Source organism: Pseudomonas sp. p99-361, from assembly GCF_003935475.1.
Classification (GTDB): domain Bacteria; phylum Pseudomonadota; class Gammaproteobacteria; order Pseudomonadales; family Pseudomonadaceae; genus Aquipseudomonas; species Aquipseudomonas juntendi.
Genome location: NZ_RHQO01000004.1, coordinates 82,093 through 98,003, shown reverse-complemented (window position 1 = coordinate 98,003; position 15,911 = coordinate 82,093). Strand labels below are relative to the sequence as shown.

Genomic DNA, 15,911 nt, shown 5'->3' with positions numbered 1-15,911 from the left:
GCGGGTGAACCCGCACCTACACGGGGAACGCGACCCGATGTAGGAGCGGGTTTACCCGCGAAGCAGGCGGTGAGGTGTTTGATCATTACGCGCACTCATAGGTGTATGGACAGGCCATCGGCCAACGACTGCCGATAGGCGCGCCACGCTGGCACGCTGCCCATCAGCAGTGCAGCCCCCAGGATGATAGCCAGCAAGCTCCATTCATGAGCGCTCGGCAGCGCCAGCGGCAGGTACAAACCATAGTTGGCCTGTACATACCCCTGTGCCAGGGCGATACCCGCATACAGCAAGCCCAGCCCGGCGACGATGCCGACTGCCGCCAGTGACAGCGCCTCCAGCACCAGCAGCCCGGCGATATGCCACGGCCTGGCCCCTACGGAACGCAAGATCGCCATCTCCCGGCGGCGTTCGTTGAGGCTGGTGAGAATGGCCGTGAGCATGCCGATCAGGCCCGTGAGCACAACGAACAGCGAAACCACGAACAAGGCTTGTTCGGCCGTGCCCATCAGGCTCCACAGCTCCTGCAAGGCAACGCCAGGCAGGATCGCCAGCAGCGGTTCGTTGCGGTACTCGTTGATTTCCCGCTGCAGGCTGAACGTGGCGATCTTGTTGTTCAGGCCCAGCATGAACGCCGTGATGGCGGCAGGTTGCAGGTCCATGCTGCGTGCTTGCTCGGCGCTGATGCGCCCGGCGCCACGTGCCGGCACGCCATTGTGCCAGTCGATATGGATCGCCTCCATGCCGCCCAGGCTGATGTGCAGGGTGCGGTCGACCGGTGTGCCGGTACGCTTGAGCACGCCCACCACGGTGAACGGTTTGTCGTCATGCTTGACCAGGCTGATTGCGGCCACACCGTGCGCCAGCACCAGCTTGTCCCCCAGCTTGTAATGCAGTGCCTCGGCCACTTCGGCACCCAGTACCACCTCGAACGGGTCACTGGCGAATTCGCGGCCCTGGCTCAGCTGCAGGTGCTGTTTGCGGCCGTACTGGTAATGCTCGAAGTAGTCGGCAGTGGTGCCCATTACCCGATAGCCGCGGTGCGAGTCGCCCAGCGAGATCGGAATCGCCCACTTCACCCGTGGGTCATGGGCGTAGTGCTGAAAGCTGTCCCAGCGGATGTTGTTGGTGGCGTTGCCGATCCGGAATACCGAATACAGCAGCAGGTTCACCGAGCCCGAGCGCGCGCCCACGATCAGGTCGGTACCGCTGATGGTACTGGCGAAGCTGGCACGGGCCTCGGTCCGCACCCGCTCCACGGCCAATAGCAGGCAGACCGACAGGGCGATGGCAAAGGCCGTGAGAAAAGCGGTGAAACGGCGGTTGGCCAGGCTGGCCAGGGCAAGGCGGAGCAGGTACATCAGGCCTCCACGGGCTTGGCGGCACGGTTGAGTTCGGCCAGCGACAGGTGGCGATCGAACAGCGGCGCCAGGCTCTGGTCGTGGCTGACGAACAGCAGGCTGGCACCAGCGGCCCGGCACTCATCGAACAGCAGGCGGATGAACACCTCACGGGTGTCGGCGTCCAACGCCGAGGTCGGCTCGTCGGCGATCACCAACTCGGGTTGACCGATCAGCGCGCGGGCTGCGGCAACCCGCTGTTGCTGGCCTATCGACAGGCTGTCGGCACGGCGCGCCAGCAGTGCCGGGTCGCCCAGCCCCAGGTGGGCGAGCAGTTCGCCTGCCGCCTGGTGAACACTGCCATGGCGCTGGATGGCCCGTTCCGCCCGGCTGCGGGAGAAGCGGCATGGCAGTTCGACGTTCTCCCTTACCGACAGGAAGGGCAGCAAGTTGAATTGCTGGAAGATATAGCCGGTGTGGTCGACGCGGAACCGGTCGCGTGCACCTTGGCCTAGCGCGGCCAGGTCCTGGCCAAGCAGCCGGATTCGCCCTTGGTCCGCCCGGTTCACCCCGCCCAGCAGGCCCAGCAGGGTGGTCTTGCCACTGCCGCTGGGGCCTTTGAGAAACAGGGCCTCACCGGCTTGCAGGCGAAACGCCGGGATGTCCAGCAGCGGCGCTTGGCCGGGCCAGGCGAACACCAGGTCCTGTAGGTCAATCAGTGCCTGATTCATCTCAGAACGCGACCATGGCCTTGGCGGGCGAGGTTTCAACACCTTTCTGGCCGTTGGGGCCGATTAGCTGCACGTTGATTTTTTGCGTGGCCGGGAAGGCTTTGTACAGGGGGGCCAGGTCCAGCTGGGTGAGTTTCTCCGGGATGGCGCATGTCAGCTGGTAGTGGGCATTGATATCGCTGTGCATGTGGCCCTTCTCATGCTCGTCACCGTCGTCGTCCGCTTTGGCGGCGTCACCGAACAACGGGCTTTCCAGCGCTTGCTGGTCTTCCTTGCAGCCGGCTGCCGAGGCCAGGCCGAACAGCTTCAACGGTTGTTCCAGCTGCTGGCGCACCGCGGCAACCTTGGCCTTGTCGGCGTCGCTGCTGGCAGCGTGCTCGAAACCAACCAGGTTCATGGCGGGGCTGTCCAGCTCCAGTTCCAGAGTATTGCCGTCGAGCACGACATTGAGCTTGGCCACGCCGTGTTCATGCGCGCCCAAGGTGCCATGGGTGTGGGCGTGGTCGTGATCATGGTCATGGTCTTCGTGGGCATGGGCCACGGCCAGTGGCAGCAAAGCGAAGGGCAGGGCGAGCAACAGGCGACGCATGGAAGGCTCCGGGGCGGACTGGATGATTGGGTTATGTTATAACAACTTTTCTGCGTCCTGCCAGCCCGCATGGCGCAGGTTTCATCTTGCGGTAGCATGGGCCATCGACCTTGCTCAAGGAATGCATCGTGAGAATTCGTGGACAGATTGGGGAATGGCCGGTGGACCTGACCATCGAGCTTGAGCCTGAAGAGTGGGCGCAATTGGGGCGGCAGACCGAGGTGCCTGCGGCGGCGCATGCCGTTGCGGCGGCCCCGGTGGCTGCGCCACGGCAGGATGACGGGCAATGGACGGCGGCGCGCGAGGTGTTGCGCCTGGCGGGGCAGATGAGCGGGCCGCAATTGCTCGACCGGCTGGAAGGGCTGGCCGGCAGTACAGCGGCGGGCAAGCGGCTACTGGTGCGTTTGCGCCATAGCAGTGAGGTGAAGGTGGAAAACGGTGGGGATGCACCGGTTTATCACTGGGTTGGATAAACCGGTGTTGAGGTCCACCTTGTGGGAGCGGGCGTGCCCGCGAACGCGGGCGAAGCCCTCGCCCCCAGCTTCAGGTCAGAACATCGCCGCCGACAGCTTGCGACGATAAACCCCAACCAGCGGGTGATCGCCACCCAGCAGTTCAAAGACCTGCAGCATCGCCTTCTGCGGCAGCCCATTGTCATAGCTGCGGTTACGCTGGAACAGCTTCAGCAACCCTTCCAGCGCCGCCTCATACTGCTGGCGTGCCAACTGCTGGACGCTCAGCTGGTAGGCGGCTTCATCATCCTCAGGGTTCTGGGCCAGGCGGCTTTTCAGCTCCGCCACCTCCGGCAGGCTGGCCGCTTGGCGCAGGAAGGTCAGCTGGGCCTTGGCGCCGGCCAGTGCGGCCTTGTGCTCATCGCTCTTGACCGCGTCCAGTACCACCTGCGCCTCCCCCAGCTCGCCACGCTCGGCCAGGCAACGGGCGTACAGGATCAGTGCCTCGGCATTGCTGTTGTCTTCACCCAGCAGGGCCTGCAACAGCGCTTCTGCTTCGGCGAAACGGCTTTCGGCGAACAGCGCCTTGGCCTGTTCCAGCGGCGATGCCTGCGGTGCGGCAGGCATTTGCACGTGCGGCTCGAGCATGGCGCGGATCGCCGATTCCGGCTGGGCACCGGCAAAGCCGTCCACCGGCTGGCCGTCCTTGAACAGCACAACGGTCGGCAGGCTGCGAATGCCGAACTGGGCGACCACCTGTTGTTCCACGTCGCAGTTGATCTTGGCCAGCAGCAGTTCGCCCTGGTAGCCCTCGGCGATCTTCGCCAGCAAGGGCATCAGTGCCTTGCATGGCGCACACCACTCGGCCCAGAAATCTACCAGCACCGGTTTGTGGAAGGAGTTCTCGATCACCAGCTGCTGGAAGGTGGCATCGGTAGCGTCGAAAATGTAAGGCGTGTCTTGGCTCATTGCGCTTCTCGCAAACTCGTGAATACCACCACTATAAGGTGTCGCGGCTGGCGTGGTACAGGCTGACCCGGCGGAATTCGTGCGGCTCGGCCAGGTCGGGCAGGGTCAGCGCTTCAAGCACCCCCAGCTGCTGATAGAGCGGGTGGCTGAAGTCGCGTACCCGCGAGTCGGCCACCAGGGCCTGGCGACCCCGGCCGAGGAAGGCATCCAGAAGCGGCAGGTTGGCTCGGTCGTACAGCACGTCGGCGACCAGGATCAGGTCGAAGCGGTCGTCCTCGGCGAAGAAGTCGTCGCTGTAGCCCAGTTGCACACCGTTCAGTGCGGCATTCGCGCGGCAGGCTTGCAGGGCCAGTGGGTCCAGGTCGCAGGCCACCACCTCCCGGGCACCCGCGCGGGCGGCAGCAATGCCGGCAATGCCGGACCCGGCGCCAAAGTCCAGCACCCGCTTGCCGGCCACCCATTCCGGGCGCTCGGCCAGGTAACGGGCCATGGCCAGGCCACTGGCCCAGCAGAAGCTCCAGTAGGGCGGGTCTTCGAGAATGCGCCGGGTTTCGTCGCTGCTGAAGGCACGGTCCATGTTCTGGTCGTCGATCAGCCACAGTTTCAAGGCGCAGCCGGGCAGTTCGCTGACGACCAGCCGCGCTTCACCGATCAGGCCGCTCAGGGCCTGCTGCAGGGCGAGCGGTGCCACTCAGGGCGCCTTCTCGAAACGTAGCGGCCCGGTGGCCTGGGTCTGCGCCTGGGTGATGCGCAGGGGCGGCAGGTGCATGATCAGCTGGCCGGAGCGGCTGGCGCGGCCACGCAATTCCACGCGTGCACCGGCCGGGAAGGCTTCGGGGTTGAAGCGCAGTTGGTAGGGCAGGGCCTGGCCGGTAGCGGTCAGGTTGCTGCTGGCCAGCAGGCGCTGCGGGCGGTCGCGTTCGTCGATCACCAGCAACGCCAGTTCCACGTCGGCGCCGGCCGGGATTTCCAGCAAAGTGCCGCTCAACTCGCGCTGGTAGGCCGGAAGCGGGCCGGGCGCTTCGGCGGTTTTGGCCACGCGGGCCGGTGCCGGCGCAACGGAGGTATCGGTCTTCGGCCTGTCGCTGCCGCAGGCGGCGAGCAGGGCGGCGCAGCACAGCACGACGAGCGCTCGGTAGTGCATGGAGGAGTCCTTAACGGGCAGATTTCCCATGGATGTTAACCCCTTTGGCTTGTCTTGCCAGTGCAATGCGCTACCATGGCCCTCCCTTTTTTTGTTGCCTGCCACCATGCACTGTCCCTTTTGCGGTGCCAACGACACCAAGGTCATCGACTCTCGCCTCGTCGCCGAGGGCGAGCAGGTGCGCCGCCGCCGCGAATGCGTGGCCTGTGGCGAGCGCTTCACCACCTTCGAAACCGCCGAGCTGGTGCTGCCCCGGCTGATTAAGCAAGACGGCACGCGCCAGCCTTTCGACGAAGACAAGCTGCGTGCCGGCATGCAGCGGGCGCTGGAAAAACGCCCGGTCAGCGTCGAACGCCTGGAAGCGGCGCTGGCGCACATCAAGAGCCGCCTGCGTGCCACTGGCGAGCGCGAAGTCAAGTCGCTGGTGGTGGGTGAAATGGTCATGGCCGAGCTGCGCAAGCTCGATGAGGTGGCCTATATCCGCTTTGCCTCGGTGTACCGGCGCTTCCAGGACCTCGACGAGTTCCGTGAAGAAATCGACCGCCTGGCCCGCGAGCCGGCCAAAGAGTGAGCATGCCCAGCCAAGCCGCGATTCTTGACGCCCACTACATGGCGCGTGCGCTGGAGCTGGCGCGCAAAGGCCTGTTCACCACCCACCCGAACCCCCGCGTAGGCTGCGTGATCGTGCGCGACGGCGAAGTGGTCGGGGAGGGCTGGCACGTGCGCGCCGGTGAGCCCCATGCCGAAGTGCATGCCCTGCGCCAGGCCGGAGAACGCGCCCGTGGCGCGTGTGCCTATGTCACCCTGGAGCCTTGCAGCCACCATGGCCGCACGCCCCCGTGCGCCGAAGCGCTGGTCAAGGCCGGTGTGGCCCGGGTGGTAGCAGCCATGCAGGACCCTAACCCGCAAGTGGCAGGGCGGGGGCTGCGGCGCCTGGCCGAGGCCGGCATCGAAGTGGCCAGCGGTGTGCTCGAGGCCGAGGCCCGCGCCCTGAACCCGGGCTTTCTCAAGCGCATGGAGCATGGCGTGCCGTACGTGCGCGCCAAGCTGGCCATGAGCCTTGACGGCCGTACCGCCATGGCCAGTGGTGAAAGCCAGTGGATCACCGGCCCGGCCGCGCGCTCGGCCGTGCAGCGCCTGCGCGCCCGCTCCAGCGTGGTGCTGACCAGCGCCGCCAGCGTGCTGGCCGACAACGCGCGCATGACCGTACGGGGCAGCGAGTTGGGCCTGGATGCCGAAACCACCGCCCTGGCGCTCAGCCGCCCTCCACTGCGCGTGTTGGTCGATGGCCGCCTGCGCCTGCCGCTGGATGCGCCATTCTTCCAGGCCGGGCCGGCCCTGGTGGTAACAGCTGTCGCAGATGACCCCGGTTATGCCGCTGCCGGCCACGAACTGCTCTGCCTGCCGGGTGACAATGGCCAGGTCGACCTGGCGGCGCTGCTGCATGCCCTGGGCGCGCGTGGTGTCAACGAAGTGCTGCTGGAAGCCGGTGCCAGCCTGGTCGGTGCCTTTGCCCGCCTTGGCCTGGTGGACGAGTACCAGTTGTTCGTCGCCGGTACCTTCCTCGGCTCCCATGCCCGCCCATTGCTGGACTGGCCGATGGAGCGGATGAGTGAAGCACCGCGGCTGAAAATTACCGAAATGCGCGCAGTGGGCGATGACTGGCGGGTCACAGCCGTGCCCCTGCCGGCGCCCGGCGTATAATGCCGGGCTTGCCCCGTGCAAACCGTTTTGAGGAAGACCCCATGTTCACCGGCATCATCGAATCCATTGGCAGCATCCGCAGCCTGACCCCAAAGGGCGGCGACGTTCGCGTCTACGTCGAAACCGGCAAGCTGGACCTGGGTGACGTCAAGCTGGGCGACAGCATCGCCGTCAACGGCGTGTGCCTGACCGCCGTGGAACTGCCTGGTGACGGCTTCTGGGCCGACGTCAGCGTCGAAACCCTCAAGCGCACTGCCTTCATCGACCTCAAGAGCGGCAGCAAGGTCAACCTGGAAAAAGCCCTGACCCCTACCACCCGCCTTGGCGGGCACCTGGTCAGCGGCCATGTCGACGGGGTGGGTGAAATCATCTCGCGCAGCGATAACGCCCGCGCCATCCAGTTCCGCGTACGCGCACCGAAGGAGCTGGCCAAGTACATCGCCCACAAGGGCTCGATCACCGTCGACGGCACCAGCCTGACGGTCAACGAAGTCAATGGCGCCGAGTTCGAGCTGACCATTGTCCCGCACACCCTGTCCGAAACCATCATGGCCGACTACCGCGCAGGGCGTCGGGTGAACCTTGAGGTCGATCTGCTGGCCCGTTACCTGGAGCGCTTGCTGCTGGGTGACAAGGCCGCCGAACCGAGCAAGGGCAGTGGCATTACCGAAAGCTTCCTGGCCGCCAACGGCTTCTTGAAATCCTGATTGAGAAGGGGGTGCCGCGTGGCGCTCAACAGCATCGAAGAACTGGTCGAAGACATCCGCCAGGGTAAAATGGTCATCCTCATGGATGACGAAGACCGCGAGAACGAAGGCGACATCATCATGGCCGCCGAGTGCTGCCAGCCCGAACACATCAACTTCATGGCCAAGCATGCCCGTGGCTTGATCTGCATGCCGATGACCCGTGAGCGTTGCGAAACGCTGAAGCTGCCATTGATGGCGCCGCGCAATGGCTCGGGCTTCGGCACCAAGTTCACCGTGTCGATCGAAGCCGCCGAAGGCGTCACCACCGGCATCTCCGCCGCCGACCGCGCGCGCACCGTGCAAGCCGCTGCTGCCCGGGACGCCAAGGCTGAAGACATCGTCAGCCCTGGCCACATCTTCCCGCTGATGGCCCAGCCTGGCGGCACCCTGGCGCGTGCCGGCCACACCGAAGCGGCCTGCGACCTGGCGCGCATGGCCGGTTTCGAGCCAAGCGGCGTGATCTGCGAAGTGATGAACGACGACGGCACCATGTCGCGCCGCGCCGAGCTGGAAGTCTTTGCTGCCGAGCATGGCCTGAAGATCGGCACCATCGCCGACCTGATCCACTACCGCATGATTCACGAGCGCACCGTGCAACGGGTCTCCGAGCAACCGGTAGAGAGCGAGCTGGGTGAGTTCAACCTGGTCACCTACCGCGACGCGGTGGAAGGCGACGTGCACATGGCCCTGACCCTGGGCAAGATCTGCGCCGAAGAGCCGACCCTGGTGCGGGTACACAACATGGACCCGCTGCGCGACCTGCTGCTGGTCAAGCAACCGGGCCGCTGGAGCCTGCGCGCGGCCATGGCGGCCGTGGCCGAAGCCGGCAGCGGCGTGGTCCTGCTGCTGGGCCACCCGCTGGACGGCGACGTGCTGTTGGCGCACATCCGCGAAAGCGCCGGCGACCTACCGGCCAAGGCACCGACCACCTACAGCACCGTGGGTGCTGGCTCGCAGATCCTGCGCGACCTCGGGGTGCGCAAGATGCGCCTGATGAGTTCGCCAATGAAGTTCAACGCGATATCCGGATTCGATCTGGAAGTTGTAGAATACGTGCCCTCCGAGTGACTTGAGGCGGCAATGACGCCCCCAGCTCGAGTCCAGACCCCTGTCGAGGCCGCTTGCAAGCGGCCTCGCTCTTGAATATGAGAATATCGGAATGACCCTGAAGACCATCGAAGGTACCTTCATCGCCCCCAAAGGTCGCTATGCTTTGGTGGTTGGCCGCTTCAACAGCTTCGTTGTCGAAAGCCTGGTAAGCGGTGCCGTTGACGCCCTGGTTCGCCACGGTGTCAGCGAAAGCGACATCACCATCATCCGTGCCCCGGGTGCATTCGAAATTCCGCTGGTGGCACAGAAGGTCGCCCAGCAAGGCGCCTACGACGCGATCATCGCCCTGGGCGCCGTGATCCGTGGCGGTACCCCGCACTTCGAATACGTGGCGGGCGAATGCACCAAGGGCCTGGCCCAGGTGTCCATGGAGTTCGGTGTTCCGGTGGCCTTCGGCGTACTGACCGTCGATTCCATCGAGCAGGCCATCGAGCGTTCCGGCACCAAGGCTGGCAACAAAGGTGCTGAAGCTGCCCTGTCCGCTCTGGAAATGGTCAGCCTGCTGGCGCAGTTGGAGGCCAAGTGATTAGCGACGAAAGCGATCGTTTCAACCCGCGCGATCCAAAACCTGCGGATGCCGGCAAGCCCTCCAAGAGCGCCAAGCGTCGCGAAGCCCGCAAGCTTGCGACCCAGGCCCTCTATCAGTGGCACATGGCCCAGCATTCGCTGAACGAGGTCGAAGCGCAGTTCCGGGTGGATAACGATTTCACCGACGTCGACGGTGCCTATTTCCGGGAGATCCTGCATGGGGTCCCGGCAATCAAGGACGAAATCGACAAAGCGCTGGCCCCGTGCATGACCATTGGCCTGGACGAGCTCGACCCTGTGGAACTGGCCGTGCTGCGCCTGTCCACCTGGGAGCTGATCAAGCGCGTAGACGTACCGTACCGTGTGGTCATCAACGAAGGCGTGGAGCTGGCCAAGGTCTTCGGTGCTACCGACGGTCACAAGTTCGTCAACGGTGTGCTCGACAAGCTTGCCCCGTCCCTGCGTGAAGCAGAAGTCAAGGCGAACAAGCGCTGATCCCGGCGCTGCCTGGCCATGGGTGAATTCGAGCTGATCAACCATTACTTCGCCGCCGCGCCCTGCGCGCAAGGCGGCGAAGGCGTGGCCCTGGGGATCGGCGACGATTGCGCCTTGCTCGACCTTCCCCCCGGTGAACAATTGGCGGTGTCGACCGACACGCTGGTAGCCGGGGTGCATTTCCCTGCCGTGTGCGACCCGCAACTGCTGGGCCAGCGGTCGCTGGCCGTGGCGGCCAGTGACCTGGCTGCCATGGGCGCGACCCCGATCGGTTTCACCCTTGCCCTGACCCTGCCAAGCGTTGGCCCGGACTGGCTTGCAGCCTACGCCAACGGCCTGAGCCGCATGGCGCACCGCTGCCGCATGAGCCTGATTGGCGGCGACACCACCCGTGGCCCATTGAGCATCACCGTGACCGTGTTCGGTCGGGTGCCGGCTGGCCAGGCGTTGCGCCGCAGCGGTGCGCGGCCAGGCGACTTGCTGTGTGTTGGCGGCACCCTGGGCAAGGCCGCCGGTGCCTTGCCGCTGGTACTGGGCGAGCGCCAGGCGCCCGCCGAGCTGGCCGAGCCGCTGCTGGCCCATTACTGGTCGCCGATGCCGCAGCTCACCCTGGGCACATGGCTGCGGGGCAGGGCCACGGCGGCGCTCGACGTCTCCGATGGCCTGCTAGCCGATTGTGGGCATATCGCCAAGGCGTCCGGGGTGGCACTTGAGGTGAACCTGGCCCAGGTGCCAGTGTCTCCTGCCTTGCAGGCATTCCTCGGCCACGAGGCGGCACTGCAGGCAGCACTCACCGGTGGCGATGATTACGTACTGGCATTCACCTTGCCGCCTGCAGCACTGCCGCCCCTGGCCGAGCTTGGCTTCATCGAGGTACACACCATTGGTCGTGTGCTGCAAGGTCGCGGTGTGACCCTGCGCGACGCACAGGGCCAGGACATCACCCCCGCCCAGCGGGGCTATCAACACTTTAGGGAGACACCGTGACCGATCACCCCAACCAGGTGCCTGCGGAGTTCGTTCCGCCTTCGGTCTGGCGCAACCCATGGCACTTCATCGCGTTCGGCTTTGGTTCCGGCACCTTGCCCAAGGCACCGGGTACCTGGGGCTCGCTGGTGGCCATACCGTTCATCCCCCTGTGGCAGATGCTGCCCGACTGGGGCTACTGGCTGTTGCTGGGCATCAGCATGCTGTTCGGTATCTGGCTGTGCGGCAAGGTCGCCAATGACTTGCGTGTGCACGATCATGAAGGCATTGTCTGGGATGAAATCGTTGGCATGTGGATCACCCTCTGGCTGGTGCCGGAAGGCTGGCAGTGGCTGCTGGCGGGGTTCCTGATGTTCCGTTTCTTCGACATCCTCAAGCCGTGGCCCATCCGCTGGATCGACCGCCATGTGCACGGGGGCGTCGGCATCATGCTCGACGATATCCTGGCCGGTGTGTTCGCCTGGCTGGGCATGCAGGTTCTGGTATGGGCGGTTGCCTGAAACAGGGAGCGCGTGAATGGCCATGAGGGTTGTGCTGCTGGCGATGCTGCTGAGTGTCGCCCCGTGGGCGGTGGCTGCCGAAGGCCTGCCAAAGCAGATCCAGCTGGTCAGCGAGGAGTGGATCGACTACACCAATGCTGACGGTACCGGCGTTGCCTGGGACGTTCTGCGCAAGGTGTTCGAGCCGGCCGGGGTCAAGGTGGTGACCCAAAGCGCACCCTACAGCCGCGCGGTCGGGCTGGTGAAACGTGGCGAGGCGGATGCCTGGGTCGGCTCCTACAAGGAAGAGAACGGCGACAACCTGTACCCGCGCTGGCACTTCGATATGGATCATATCTATGCGCTGGGGCTGGCCAGCAAGCCTGTGCCCACGTCGCAGAATGTGGGCAAGTACCGCTTGGCCTGGGTACGTGGCTACGACTACGGCAGCTACTTGCCCGATGTGCATGAGTTCCGTGAAATCCAGCGCCGCGAAGGCATCCTGCCGATGCTGGAGCATGACCGTGTGGACTTCTACATCGATTCCCAGACTGAAGTCGATTACGTACTGAACCAGTCATCCCAGCCCGAACGCTTTCGCCGCACCCACGTGGCCGAGCTGCCGCTGTACCTGGCCTTTGCCCGCAACGACCAGGCCAAGGCCCTGCGCGACCTGTTCGACAAGCGCATGGCCGAGCTAGTACGCAGTGGCGAGCTGAAGCCGATTTTCGAGCACTGGCGGCAACCGTATCCGTTCACTGCGGATAGCAAACCGCACTGAGGCCGGGCCTGCCTGGCCTAAGTATCGAACTTTTCGATCTTACCCCGCGGTATTCAGCCAGCCCATAGTGTGCAACCTGCTGATACAATCGGCTCACGAGATATGTCCCACTTTTTCCAGGAGCACAACGTGCCCGTCGTCTTTGTTGCCGCCTCTAAACTCCCGACGCCCTTCGCGACCTTCACCATGCATGGCTTTCTTGATGAAGCCACCGGCCGGGAGCATGTGGTGCTCAGCCTGGGTGACATCGCGGATGGTCAGCCGGTGCTGGGGCGCCTGCATTCCGAATGCCTGACCGGCGATGCCCTGTTCAGCCAGCGCTGCGACTGCGGCTCGCAGCTGGAGGCCGCACTGCAGGCAATCGCCCGCGAGGGCCGCGGCGTATTGCTGTACCTGCGCCAGGAAGGCCGTGGCATTGGCCTGCTGAACAAGATTCGTGCCTACGAGTTGCAGGACGGCGGGGCGGACACCGTGGAAGCCAACGAGCGCCTGGGGTTTGCCGCCGACCAGCGTGACTACGCCATGTGCCTGCCCATGCTCGAACACCTGGGCGTGAAGGCGCTGCGGCTGATGACCAACAACCCACGCAAGGTCAAAGCCCTGACCGACATGAGCATCGTGGTTGCCGAGCGAGTACCGCTGCATACCGGGCATAACCCGCACAACCGCTACTACCTGGCAACCAAAGCCGGCAAGCTTGGCCACATGCTGGGCAACGAACACCAGGGCGAGGTGCCCCAGGCGTGACCCGCGCCGAGGTCAAGCGGCGGCTGGCGCTGGCCTGGTGGCAGTACCTGGCGGTGGGCCTGCTGCCGCTGCCGGTCATGAGCTGGGCTTTTGGCGGCGGTGAGGCGCTGGTGCCGATTCTGGCCATGCCGTTGTTCATTGCCGGCGCGGCCACCATGTTCCTCAGCCTGCCACGTTTCGGTGCCTACAAGCGTGCACTCATCGCCACCTCGAAAGCCCTGGGTACTGCTGAAGAGCCTGCCGCGTGGATCGAGCTGGCACGGGTACGGCGCCTGGCCATGTTGTACGCCTGCTTCCCGGCCTGGGTGGCGGCCCTGTCTGTAGGGGTCGGTCTTGAAGCGGTGCCGCAGATCCTGTTGGCGATATCCACCGTGGTGGTGTTGTCCCTCTACCGCATTCCACGACAGCTCGGCTGATGCGCCTGCTGCCTGGCCTGCTGGCACTGTTCGCCTGTGCCGCGCTGGCTGGCGAACCCTTGCGAGTGGTCAGCCTGGCGCCTTCGATGACGGAAATCATGCTCGAACTGCAGGCCGATGACCTGCTGGTGGGTGTGCTTGATGGGGGCGAACGGCCAAATGCGTTGCGCGATTTACCCTCGGTAGGCCGCCAAGGCCAGCTGAACATGGAGCGCCTGCTGAGCCTGCGCCCCGACCTGTTGCTGCTGTGGCCAGGCAGCGTGCCGCCGGCGCAACGCGAGCAGCTCAAACGCCTGGGTATCACGACCTTCAGCGCCGAACCCCATGACCTGGACCAGCTCATCGAGCAGATCGCCGCGATTGGCGAGCGCGTCGGCCGTGCCGAGCAAGGGCAGCAGTATGCCCGGGCCCTGCGCGAGCGGTTGCGGCAACTGCGCCAGCAGTACCGACGTGACGAGCCTTTGCAGGTGTTCTACCAGGTGTGGGATCGGCCTTTGTACACCCTTGGTGGCCGCCAGGTGGTGAGCGACGCACTGGCCGTATGCGGGGCGCGCAATGTGTTTGCCGACCTCAGCCAACCGGCGCCGCAGGTGAGTGTGGAGTCGGTGTTGCTACGCAACCCCCAGGTCATCCTGGCCGGTGACCAGGCGCAGTTGACCGGCTGGCTGGCCTGGCCGCAGTTGCGCGCCGTTGCCCACGCCGGTTTGCTGGTGGTACCCGACAAAGGCCTGGAGCGCCCGAGCGGGCAAATGATCGAAGCCACCGCCCGCTTGTGTGCGTTGCTGGCCGCTAAAGCCCCGGCGTCCACGTCACGCTGAACAGCACCGTGCGGCCTTCTTCGCGGTACGGGTAGTAGGCCCCTTCGTAGCTGTACAGGGCGCGGCTATAGCGGCGGTCCAGCACGTTATCCAGTCTGGCTTCCAGTTTCACTTCGTCGCTGGCAGCCCAACTGCCACGCAGGCCCAGCAAGCTGTGGCCACCGATGCGGTTACGGTTGGCCTCATCGTCATAGCTGCTGCTGACGGCCTGCCAACTGGCGCCCGCGCTGAAACGCCCGAAGTCGCGGTCCAGGTCCAGGCTCAACGTGCGCCGGGCGCGGCGGGCCAGGGTGTGGCCAGTGTCGCGGTCACGTGGGTCGATCAGTGCCATGCCCAACTGGGCGTGCCAACTCGCCCACTGCTGGGACAGGGCCATTTCCAGGCCGTTGATGCGTGCCGAGGCGACGTTGCGCGGGATCGAGTCCTGGCCAAATACGATTGCGTCGCGCAGGTCGGTCCGGTACAGCGAGGTCTCCAGGCGGGTGGTGGTCGCCAGCTGGCTGCGCCACTGCAGCTCATAGCTTTTCGAGTGCTCTGGGTCCAGGTTCGGGTTGCTGTATTGCGGGTAATACAGGTCGTTGAACGTCGGTGCGCGGAAGCCTTCGCTGTAGGACAGCAGCACATCGTTATCCGCGTTCAGCGGCACGGTCAGGCTGCCACTCCAGGTGGTCTGGCCGCCAAACTGCTGGTTGCGGTCGTGGCGCACGCCCAGCTCGGTGGAAAACTGCTCGCCCTGGTAGCGGTGCTGGGCAAAGACCGCCCGGTTCCAGCGGCTGTCTTCGGTGAAGTCGGTACTGGCATGGACACGGTCTTCATACCAGTCCCCACCGATCAGCAATGTGTTTTGTTCGCCCAGGGCGAGGTCGTTCTGCCAGGTCAGCTGATCGCGGTAGGTGTTGAACACGAAGCGCTCGGCGCTCAGCTTGTCACGCTTGTCGTCGCGGTTCTCGCTGTGGGCCAGTTCCAGGCGCGAGCGCCAGGCATCGTTGAGCTGCGCAGCGAAATAGCTGCCCAGGCTGCTGACGCTGAAGTCCGTGTAGGGCTTCTGGCCGAAGCTCTCGAAGGTTACCGGGTCGAACCCCCCGAACGGGTTGTCGTATTCACTGCGGCCACGGCTGTCGAGCAGGTTGACCCCGGCCTCGAAGCGCTCGCTGAAGGTGTGGCTCAGGCTCAGGTTGAAGGACTGGTTACGGTAGGCATCATGGTCGCCGTCACTGGCGAAGGATGGGCCAGTCGAGTCGATGCCGGCTGTTTCATCCAGGCTGGCACCGAGGTTGAAGCGGGTCGCGTCGTTGCCGCCGGAAAGCCCCAGGCTACGCTGGACGGTCTGGTGGCTGCCTGCCGCGATGCGCAGCCGCGGCTGCAGGCCGGGCGTGTTGCTGCGGCGGGTGAAGATCTGGATCACCCCGCCGATGGCATCGCTGCCGTACACCGCCGAGCGCGAGCCACGCAGCACTTCCACCCGTTCGATCTGGTCAACGTCGAGGAACTGCAGGCCGCTGTCGCCCGAAGTGGCGTTGGCAATGCGTACGCCATCCACCAGCACCAGGCTTTGCGCCGCCTTGGTACCGCGTATGAAGATGCCCGGCAGGCTGCCACGGCCGCCAGTGGGGGCCACTTGTACGCCGGGTACGCGGCTTAGCAGGTCGGTGATGCTGGTGGGTTGCAGGCGGTCGATGTCGGCGCGGGTGAAGACCGTGTTGGCGGCGCTGGTGGCGGTGCGTGACTCGACCTGGCGGCTGGCGCTGATCAGCACGTCGGGGAGCTTCAGCGCGTCATCGCGTTCGGCGGCGATTAACAATGTGGGGGCGCAGAGTAGCGCGGCACAGGCAGATTTCTTCATAAGCAGTACCATTTTGCGAGGGCTGCGCC

20 protein-coding genes are annotated in these 15,911 nt (G+C 65.1%); 13 read left to right on the top strand and 7 right to left on the bottom strand.

What is annotated here, in order from left to right:
• Positions 1–95 precede the first annotated feature (95 nt).
• The 3 genes from EGJ22_RS03430 to EGJ22_RS03420 are packed head-to-tail and all read right to left on the bottom strand — an operon-like array spanning position 96 to position 2,660.
• Complete coding sequence (locus tag EGJ22_RS03430) at positions 96–1,361, bottom strand: ABC transporter permease (RefSeq protein WP_009685703.1); 1,266 nt, start codon at positions 1,359–1,361, stop codon at positions 96–98.
• Positions 1,361–2,071 carry an ABC transporter ATP-binding protein gene (locus EGJ22_RS03425; RefSeq protein WP_029886262.1) on the bottom strand — a complete coding sequence of 237 codons (711 nt, stop codon included), beginning with the start codon at positions 2,069–2,071 and terminating at the stop codon, positions 1,361–1,363. Before EGJ22_RS03425 ends, EGJ22_RS03430 begins: the two co-directional genes overlap by 1 nt.
• Before the next feature lies 1 nt (position 2,072).
• Positions 2,073–2,660 (bottom strand): DUF2796 domain-containing protein, encoded by a 588-nt coding sequence (locus EGJ22_RS03420; RefSeq protein ID WP_029886263.1) that lies wholly within the window; start codon positions 2,658–2,660, stop codon positions 2,073–2,075.
• 128 nt (positions 2,661–2,788) lie between these two features.
• Here EGJ22_RS03420 and EGJ22_RS03415 point away from each other — a divergent pair, with 128 nt between their 5' ends.
• Entirely contained in the window at positions 2,789–3,133 is a 345-nt protein-coding gene (locus tag EGJ22_RS03415; RefSeq protein WP_029886264.1) for a hypothetical protein, read from the top strand.
• A gap of 75 nt (positions 3,134–3,208) precedes the next feature.
• Here the strand turns inward: EGJ22_RS03415 and trxA are convergent, their stop codons facing one another.
• Genes trxA through EGJ22_RS03400 form a run of 3 tightly spaced genes read right to left on the bottom strand, consistent with a single transcriptional unit; the run spans position 3,209 to position 5,225 of the window.
• Positions 3,209–4,081: a thioredoxin gene (gene trxA, locus EGJ22_RS03410; protein ID WP_009685707.1), complete on the bottom strand. Its 873-nt coding sequence runs from the start codon at positions 4,079–4,081 to the stop codon at positions 3,209–3,211.
• Positions 4,082–4,112: 31 nt separating this feature from the next.
• On the bottom strand, positions 4,113–4,772 hold the full coding sequence (locus tag EGJ22_RS03405) for a methyltransferase (protein WP_009685708.1): 660 nt from the start codon (positions 4,770–4,772) through the stop codon (positions 4,113–4,115).
• Complete coding sequence (locus tag EGJ22_RS03400) at positions 4,773–5,225, bottom strand: YbaY family lipoprotein (protein ID WP_009685709.1); 453 nt, start codon at positions 5,223–5,225, stop codon at positions 4,773–4,775.
• A gap of 106 nt (positions 5,226–5,331) precedes the next feature.
• Between EGJ22_RS03400 and nrdR the strand changes: the two genes are divergently transcribed.
• The 12 genes from nrdR (at position 5,332) to EGJ22_RS03340 (ending at position 14,039) form a co-directional block, all read left to right on the top strand.
• The gene (nrdR, locus tag EGJ22_RS03395) at positions 5,332–5,796 is read left to right on the top strand and encodes a transcriptional regulator NrdR (RefSeq protein WP_009685710.1); all 465 of its coding nucleotides are present in this window, start codon (positions 5,332–5,334) and stop codon (positions 5,794–5,796) included.
• Positions 5,797–5,798: 2 nt separating this feature from the next.
• Entirely contained in the window at positions 5,799–6,929 is a 1,131-nt protein-coding gene (ribD, locus tag EGJ22_RS03390; protein WP_009685711.1) for a bifunctional diaminohydroxyphosphoribosylaminopyrimidine deaminase/5-amino-6-(5-phosphoribosylamino)uracil reductase RibD, read from the top strand.
• Positions 6,930–6,970: 41 nt separating this feature from the next.
• Positions 6,971–7,636, top strand: a complete 666-nt coding sequence (locus EGJ22_RS03385) for a riboflavin synthase (protein ID WP_009685712.1) — start codon at positions 6,971–6,973, stop codon at positions 7,634–7,636.
• An 18-nt stretch (positions 7,637–7,654) separates the two neighbouring features.
• On the top strand, positions 7,655–8,746 hold the full coding sequence (gene ribBA / locus EGJ22_RS03380) for a bifunctional 3,4-dihydroxy-2-butanone-4-phosphate synthase/GTP cyclohydrolase II (RefSeq protein WP_029886265.1): 1,092 nt from the start codon (positions 7,655–7,657) through the stop codon (positions 8,744–8,746).
• Between the two features lie 91 nt (positions 8,747–8,837).
• Positions 8,838–9,314 (top strand): 6,7-dimethyl-8-ribityllumazine synthase, encoded by a 477-nt coding sequence (gene ribE, locus EGJ22_RS03375; protein ID WP_003255395.1) that lies wholly within the window; start codon positions 8,838–8,840, stop codon positions 9,312–9,314.
• Entirely contained in the window at positions 9,311–9,811 is a 501-nt protein-coding gene (gene nusB / locus EGJ22_RS03370) for a transcription antitermination factor NusB (RefSeq protein WP_029886266.1), read from the top strand. The genes ribE and nusB overlap by 4 nt, the downstream gene beginning before the upstream one ends.
• Positions 9,812–9,829: 18 nt before the next feature.
• The gene (gene thiL / locus EGJ22_RS03365) at positions 9,830–10,798 is read left to right on the top strand and encodes a thiamine-phosphate kinase (RefSeq protein WP_009685715.1); all 969 of its coding nucleotides are present in this window, start codon (positions 9,830–9,832) and stop codon (positions 10,796–10,798) included.
• Entirely contained in the window at positions 10,795–11,298 is a 504-nt protein-coding gene (locus EGJ22_RS03360) for a phosphatidylglycerophosphatase A (RefSeq protein ID WP_009685716.1), read from the top strand. The genes thiL and EGJ22_RS03360 overlap by 4 nt, the downstream gene beginning before the upstream one ends.
• 16 nt (positions 11,299–11,314) lie before the next feature.
• Complete coding sequence (locus EGJ22_RS03355; RefSeq protein WP_029886267.1) at positions 11,315–12,058, top strand: ABC transporter substrate-binding protein; 744 nt, start codon at positions 11,315–11,317, stop codon at positions 12,056–12,058.
• A gap of 129 nt (positions 12,059–12,187) precedes the next feature.
• Complete coding sequence (gene ribA / locus EGJ22_RS03350; protein WP_029886268.1) at positions 12,188–12,805, top strand: GTP cyclohydrolase II; 618 nt, start codon at positions 12,188–12,190, stop codon at positions 12,803–12,805.
• Positions 12,802–13,221 (top strand): hypothetical protein, encoded by a 420-nt coding sequence (locus EGJ22_RS03345; protein WP_029886269.1) that lies wholly within the window; start codon positions 12,802–12,804, stop codon positions 13,219–13,221. Before ribA ends, EGJ22_RS03345 begins: the two co-directional genes overlap by 4 nt.
• Positions 13,221–14,039, top strand: a complete 819-nt coding sequence (locus EGJ22_RS03340) for a cobalamin-binding protein (RefSeq protein ID WP_029886270.1) — start codon at positions 13,221–13,223, stop codon at positions 14,037–14,039. The genes EGJ22_RS03345 and EGJ22_RS03340 overlap by 1 nt, the downstream gene beginning before the upstream one ends.
• Here EGJ22_RS03340 and EGJ22_RS03335 read toward each other — a convergent pair.
• Positions 14,011–15,882 carry a TonB-dependent receptor domain-containing protein gene (locus EGJ22_RS03335; protein WP_029886271.1) on the bottom strand — a complete coding sequence of 624 codons (1,872 nt, stop codon included), beginning with the start codon at positions 15,880–15,882 and terminating at the stop codon, positions 14,011–14,013. The two genes, EGJ22_RS03340 and EGJ22_RS03335, sit on opposite strands and share 29 nt — an antisense overlap.
• Positions 15,883–15,911 lie beyond the last annotated feature (29 nt).